Raw genomic sequence first — 6,324 nt, 5'->3', positions numbered from 1 at the left:
GGCAGAGCCCCCGAAACACCGCGCGGAGCGCGGTGGCGGGTCCGGGCGGAGCCCGGTTCGGGAAGGGGCGGGATGGGGAAACGGCCCCGCGCAGCGGCTACGCCGACCCCCTACCCCCGGTCCAGCCGCAAGCGTTCCGCCCGCGGCAGCCCCGCCACCACCAGGTCGTACGAGTCCTCCACCAGCTCCCGGACCAGCCGGTCCGGCAGGCGGCCCACCGTCACCGTGTTCCAGTGGCGCTTGTTCATGTGCCAGCCGGGCACGATCACGCCCGGGTGGTCCGCGCGCAGCCGGACCGCGAGGTCCGGGTCGCACTTGAGGTTGACCGTGAGCGGCACGGCGTCCAGCGCGCTGAGGGCGAACATCTTGCCCAGGACCTTGAACACCGACGTCTCCGGCCCGAAGGGGAACTCCTCCACCGCGGCGTTGAACTCGAGGCAGAACGCCCTCAGCTGCTGTGCCTTCACCCGGTCATCCGCTCCTCGGTCACCTGTTCCACCGGCTCGGACAGCACCGTCACGATCTTGTTCCGGCGGCCGGCCGGGGACTCCGCGGTCAGCCGCAGGGCACGGCCGTCCGGCAGGTCCACGACCGCCTTGGCGCCGGCGATCGGGACCCGGCCGAGCGCCTTGGCCAGCAGGCCGCCGACCGTCTCCACGTCCTCGTCGTCGAGCTCGTCGGCCCCGAGGCCGTACAGCTCGCCGAGGTCGCCGATGTCGAGGCGGGCGGTGACCCGGAAGCAGCCGTCGCCGAGCTCCTCGACGGGCGGCAGCTCTCGGTCGTACTCGTCGGTGATCTCGCCGACGATCTCCTCGAGGATGTCCTCGATGGTGACGATGCCCGCGGTGCCGCCGTACTCGTCGATGACGACGGCGACGTGGTTGCGCTTCTGCTGCATCTCGCGGAGCAGGTCACCGGCGTTCTTGGTGTCGGGCACGAACACCGCGGGCCGCATCGTCGTGGAGACGACGTCCGCCTCCGCGTCGCGGTTGATGTGTGTCTTGCGGACCAGGTCCTTGAGGTACACGACTCCGACGATGTCGTCCTCGTTCTCCCCGGTGACGGGGATGCGGGAGAAGCCGGAACGCAGCGCCAGCGTCAGCGCCTGGCGGACGGTCTTGTAGCGCTCGATGGAGACGAGGTCGGTGCGCGGCACCATCACCTCGCGCACCAGGGTGTCGCCGAGTTCGAAGACGGAGTGCACCATGCGGCGCTCGTCGTCCTCGATCAGCGACTCCTGCTCCGCCAGGTCGACCATCGCCCGCAGCTCGGCCTCGGACGCGAACGGCCCCTTGCGGAAGCCCTTTCCGGGGGTCAGGGCGTTGCCGATGAGGATCAGCAGCTGCGGTACCGGGCCCATCACCCGGGCCAGCGGCAGCAGCACGTACGCCGCCGCGGTGGCCGTGTTGAGCGGGTGCTGGCGGCCGATGGTGCGCGGGGAGACCCCGACGGCGACATAGCTCACGAGGACCATCACGGCGATGGCGACGAGCAGTGCCGACCAGGTCTCGGCGAACTCCTCGAGGCACACGTAGGTGACGAGGACCCCGGCCGCCATCTCGCACGCCACCCGCACCAGCAGGGCGACGTTGAGATAGCGGGTGGGGTCCGCGGCGACCTGTTCGAGCTTGTCCGCGCCGCGCCGTCCGGACCGGACGGCCTCGGCGGCGCGGAAGCTGGAGACGCGGGCGAGGCCCGCCTCGGCGCATGCGGCGAGCCAGGCCACGACGACCAGCGCGACCGCGCCGGCGAGCAGTTGGCCGGTCATGAGACGGTCGGCGCAGGGGAGGGGCCGGTATGGCCCTTCTCCGTCCGCCAGCCGTCGACGATCGCGGCCTGGAGACCGAACATCTCGGCCTTCTCGTCGGGCTCCTCGTGGTCGTAGCCGAGCAGGTGCAGCACCCCGTGGACGGTCAGGAGCTGGAGCTCCTCGTCCATGGAGTGCTGCGTCGGCGCCTCTTCGCCCTGCTTCTTCGCCACCTCGGGGCAGAGCACGATGTCGCCGAGGAGGCCCTGCGGGGGCTCCTCGTCGTCCTTGGCCGGCGGACGGAGCTCGTCCATCGGGAAGGACATCACATCGGTCGGACCCGGCAGGTCCATCCACTGGATGTGCAACTGCTCCATGGCTTCGGCGTCCACGACGATCACCGAGAGCTCGGAGAGCGGGTGGATACGCATCCGCGCGAGGGCGTAGCGGGCGATGTCGAGGATCGCCTGCTCGTCGACCTCGGTTCCGGACTCGTTGTTGACGTCGATCGACATGGTGCGCGTTGACTACTTCCCGTTTTGGCCGTCGTACTTCTCGTACGCGTCGACGATACGGCCGACCAGCTTGTGCCGTACGACATCCTGCGACGTGAGCCGCGAGAAGTGGACGTCGGGGACGCCTTCGAGAATGTCCTGCACCTGGCGCAGGCCGCTCTTCGTCCCGCCCGGAAGGTCGATCTGCGTGACGTCGCCGGTGATCACGATCTTCGATTCGAAGCCGAGCCTGGTGAGGAACATCTTCATCTGCTCGGGGTTCGTGTTCTGCGCCTCGTCCAGGATGATGAACGCGTCGTTGAGCGTCCGTCCGCGCATGTACGCCAGGGGCGCGACCTCGATCGTGCCCGCCGCCATCAGGCGGGGGATGGAGTCGGGGTCGAGCATGTCGTGCAGCGCGTCGTACAGCGGCCGCAGATACGGGTCGATCTTCTCGTACAGCGTGCCGGGGAGGAATCCGAGACGCTCACCGGCCTCGACCGCGGGGCGGGTCAGGATGATGCGGTTGACCTGCTTGGACTGCAGCGCCTGGACGGCCTTGGCCATGGCGAGATACGTCTTGCCGGTACCGGCGGGGCCGATGCCGAACACGATCGTGTGCTTGTCGATCGCGTCGACGTAGTGCTTCTGGTTCAGCGTCTTGGGGCGGATGGTGCGGCCGCGGCTCGAGACGATGTTCTGGGTGAGGACCTCTGCCGGGGTCTCGGTCGCGCCCGTGCCCTCTTCGGCCGCTCTGAGCATGGCGATCGAGCGTTCCACTGCGTCCTCCGTCATCGGCTGCCCGGTGCGGAGCACGAGCATCATCTCGTCGAACAGGCGTTGGATCAGAGCGACTTCCCGCGCGTCGCCGACCGCGCTGACCTGGTTGCCCCGGACATGGATGTCGGCCGCCGGGAAGGCCTTCTCGATCACGCGCAGCAGGGCGTCACCCGAGCCCAGGACCGTCACCATCGGGTGCTTGGCCGGGACGGTGAAGTGGGCTCGCGCCTGGCCGGGCGCGGGGGTCTGGTCTGTCGGTGTCTGAGTCATGGGCCGGCTCTGTGGCCTGCACATACCTCCCGTTGCAGGGTTCTCGCTGCTCGACAACCTCTGGAACACCAAGGGTACGACGCGCCGCTGACAAGGCCGAAGGCTTTTACGGGGCCGCTACCCGCCGCTTCCCGGCCCTCGAGGGCCTTCCCCGGCGGAGGGAGATAGCGACGGGCTCACTCAGGCGGAGCGCCCGAAGCCGATCGTCGGGACCGCGCGGCGCAGCGGCCAGGGCCTGGCGGGGGCCGGCAGCAGCCGCTCCAGGAAGCCGTAGCGGCTCAGGGCCGCCGGGTCCTGGCCCGGCGTGGCCCGCACCTGCTGCCACCAGGCGGCGACCTCGGACCAGCCGGGCGCGGAGAGGGAGCCGCCGAACTCCTGCACCGACAGGGCGGCGGTCAGGCCGGCGAACGCGAGGCGGTCGGCCAGCGGCCAGCCCGCCAGCGTGCCGGTGACGAATCCGGCCACGAACACGTCGCCCGCGCCCGTCGGGTCCAGGGCCTCCACGCTGAGGGCCGGGACCTCGGCGCTCTCGCCGGTGGCGCCGTCGACCGCGTACGCCCCTTCCGCGCCGAGGGTGACGACCGCGAGCGGGACCCGGTCGGTGAGGGCGCGGGCGGCGGCACGCGGGCAGTCGGTGCGGGTGTAGCGCATCGCTTCCGCCGCGTTGGGCAGGAACGCCTCGCAGTGCTCCAGGTCGGCCAGGTCGTCCGGGTCCCAGCGGCCGGACTCGTCCCAGCCGACGTCGGCGAAGACCCGGGTGCCCTTGCCGGCGGCCTGGGCGATCCACTCCGCGCGGGCGCCCGGTGTGAGGGAGGCGACCGCGGCGCGGGCCGGTGGCGGGCAGTCGGGGGCCGACTCGGAGGGCGGGGCCTCGTGGCCGTGGGTGACCATGGTCCGTTCGCCTTCGTAGGCCATGGAGACGGTGACCGGCGAGTGCCAGCCGGGCACGGTGCGCGAGAGGCTCAGATCGATGCCCTCGCCCTGTTCGAGGGCGTCCCAGCAGTATTCGCCGTAGTGGTCGTCGCCGAAGGCGGCGGCGAGGGACGTGCGCAGCCCGAGGCGGGCGAGTGCGGTCGCCATGTTCGCGACGCCGCCGGGGCTGGATCCCATCCCCCGGGCCCATGACTCGGTGCCGCGCACCGGTGCGGAGTCGAGGCCGGTGAAGATGATGTCGAGGAAGACGCTGCCGGTGAGGTAGACGTCGCAGTCCGGATCGCCGGGCGCGCGGACGCCCGCGAGGGGGTCGAGGCAGGTGCCCGCGATGTCGCTTCGGCACGTCGTCCCGGGCAGTTGCTCTCCGCTGCGAATGGTCACCGTGCGCGCTCCCATAAGTGGTGCAGTTCAAGCCAGTCTGCCCGACGGCACCGACACTCGGCCGGAAGGAAATACCGCGGCCGGTGCGGGCGCGCGGGCGGCTACCGGCGAGCTTCGCACCATTGACGCTCGAGTGTTCGCGTACCTAACCTCGGTTCTCATACATGTACGCGATCTGGGGAGACAGCATGGGGCAGGACCTGACCGTCACCGAGGTACGGCTCACCCCGATCCTGGTCGCCGACCCTCCTCTGCTGAACACCCAGGGCGTGCACCAGCCGTACACCCCGCGGCTGATCGTCGAGGTCGTGACGGCCGGCGGCGTGACCGGCGTCGGCGAGACCTACGGCGACACCAAGTACCTCGACCTGGCCGCCCCGCTGGCCGACGCGCTGCCCGGCCGCGCCGTCTCCGACGTCAACGCCCTGCACCGGCTGGCGGAACGCGTCTGCGGCGACTCGCCGGAGGCGACCGGCGCGGACGCGGTGGACGTCGGCGGGCTGCGCGGCGTACAGACCACGGACAAGTTGCGCCTGTCGGTGGTGTCCGGCTTCGAGGTGGCGTGCCTCGACGCGCTCGGCAAGACGCTCGGGCTGCCCGTGCACGCCCTCCTGGGCGGCAAGGTCAGGGACGCCGTCGACTACAGCGCCTACCTGTTCTATCGCTGGGCCCGTCACCCGGGCGGCGCGGGCGAGCCGGACGACTGGGGCGCCGCGCTCGACCCGGCCGGCATCGTGGCCCAGGCCCGGCGCTTCGCCCGCGAGTACGGCTTCACGTCCTTCAAGCTCAAGGGCGGCGTCTTCGAACCGGAGCAGGAGATCGCGGCGGTCCGGGCGCTCGCGGCGGCGTTCCCCGGGCAGCATCTGCGGCTCGACCCCAACGGCGCCTGGTCGGTGGAGACTTCGCTCAAGGTCGCCAAGGAGCTCGGCGGCGTCCTGCAGTATCTGGAGGACCCGGCCAGCGGCACAGCCCGGATGGCGGAGGTGGCCGCCGGCACGGACGTGCCCCTCGCGACGAACATGTGCGTGACGACCTTCGCCGAGATCCCCGAGGCCTTCGCCCGCGGCGCGGTGCAGGTGGTCCTCTCCGACCACCACTACTGGGGCGGGCTCCAGGCGACCCGGGAACTGGCCGCCGTCTGCCGGACGTTCGGCGTGGCGCTGTCGATGCATTCCAACACCCACCTCGGCATCAGCCTCGCCGCGATGACGCATGTCGCGGCCGTCGTGCCGAACCTGGACCACGCCTGCGACAGCCACTACCCGTGGCAGACCGAGGACGTCATCACCGAGCGGCTCACCTTCCGGGACGGCCGCCTGGCCGTGAGCGACCTGCCCGGGCTCGGCGTCGAGCTCGACCGGGACCGGCTGGCCCGGCTGCACCGGCGCTGGCTGGACGACGACGGCTCGATGCGCGACCGGGACGACGCGGCGGCGATGCGGGTGGCGGAGCCGGGGTGGACGACACCGCCGGTGCCACGCTGGTGAACGCCGGCCGGGTGTCCGCGGACACCCGGCCGGAGCGGGCCGGGGCATGGCGGGCGAGATCCCGCCCGCCCGGACCCCGGGCACAGGGGCCGGGCCGCCGGAGCCGACGGGACGCCACGAGCAGCGCTACGGAGGCGGGCGCGTAGCGAAGCAGCCGGGCGTCACGGAGCCGTCGCCCGTGACGAAGCAACCCGACGCCACGGAGCCGCCGCACGAGACGAAGCAACCCGAC

The 6,324-nt window shown here is 71.5% G+C and carries 6 protein-coding genes; 1 reads left to right on the top strand and 5 read right to left on the bottom strand.

Features of this window, described 5'->3' with window-relative positions:
- Window positions 1-110: 110 nt before the first annotated feature.
- The 5 genes from AB0K36_RS29850 to AB0K36_RS29830 all read right to left on the bottom strand — a co-directional run bounded on the left by AB0K36_RS29850 (window position 111) and on the right by AB0K36_RS29830 (window position 4,605).
- Entirely contained in the window at window positions 111-467 is a 357-nt protein-coding gene (locus AB0K36_RS29850; RefSeq protein WP_364600235.1) for an MmcQ/YjbR family DNA-binding protein, read from the bottom strand.
- Entirely contained in the window at window positions 464-1,768 is a 1,305-nt protein-coding gene (locus AB0K36_RS29845; protein WP_364600233.1) for a hemolysin family protein, read from the bottom strand. The genes AB0K36_RS29850 and AB0K36_RS29845 overlap by 4 nt, the downstream gene beginning before the upstream one ends.
- Window positions 1,765-2,262: an rRNA maturation RNase YbeY gene (gene ybeY / locus AB0K36_RS29840; RefSeq protein WP_159692161.1), complete on the bottom strand. Its 498-nt coding sequence runs from the start codon at window positions 2,260-2,262 to the stop codon at window positions 1,765-1,767. The genes AB0K36_RS29845 and ybeY overlap by 4 nt, the downstream gene beginning before the upstream one ends.
- A gap of 12 nt (window positions 2,263-2,274) precedes the next feature.
- Complete coding sequence (locus AB0K36_RS29835) at window positions 2,275-3,291, bottom strand: PhoH family protein (protein ID WP_307706359.1); 1,017 nt, start codon at window positions 3,289-3,291, stop codon at window positions 2,275-2,277.
- 180 nt (window positions 3,292-3,471) lie between these two features.
- Window positions 3,472-4,605, bottom strand: a complete 1,134-nt coding sequence (locus tag AB0K36_RS29830) for a carbohydrate kinase family protein (RefSeq protein WP_435877961.1) — start codon at window positions 4,603-4,605, stop codon at window positions 3,472-3,474.
- Window positions 4,606-4,793: 188 nt separating this feature from the next.
- On the opposite strand from AB0K36_RS29830, the gene AB0K36_RS29825 reads away from it, so the two are divergent.
- On the top strand, window positions 4,794-6,092 hold the full coding sequence (locus AB0K36_RS29825) for a glucarate dehydratase family protein (RefSeq protein WP_364600231.1): 1,299 nt from the start codon (window positions 4,794-4,796) through the stop codon (window positions 6,090-6,092).
- The last annotated feature ends 232 nt before the right edge of the window (window positions 6,093-6,324 follow it).

The organism is Streptomyces kurssanovii, from assembly GCF_040677245.1.
GTDB lineage: Bacteria > Actinomycetota > Actinomycetes > Streptomycetales > Streptomycetaceae > Streptomyces > Streptomyces kurssanovii.
This window is presented reverse-complemented; position numbering and strand designations above follow the sequence as displayed.

Coding starts and splice junctions, on each gene's coding strand:
- AB0K36_RS29845 (WP_364600233.1), bottom strand. CDS start 1,768: ATGACCGGCCAACTGCTCGCCGGCGCGGTCGCGCTGGTCGTCGTGGCC.
- ybeY (WP_159692161.1), bottom strand. CDS start 2,262: ATGTCGATCGACGTCAACAACGAGTCCGGAACCGAGGTCGACGAGCAG.
- AB0K36_RS29835 (WP_307706359.1), bottom strand. CDS start 3,291: ATGACTCAGACACCGACAGACCAGACCCCCGCGCCCGGCCAGGCGCGA.
- AB0K36_RS29825 (WP_364600231.1), top strand. CDS start 4,794: ATGGGGCAGGACCTGACCGTCACCGAGGTACGGCTCACCCCGATCCTG.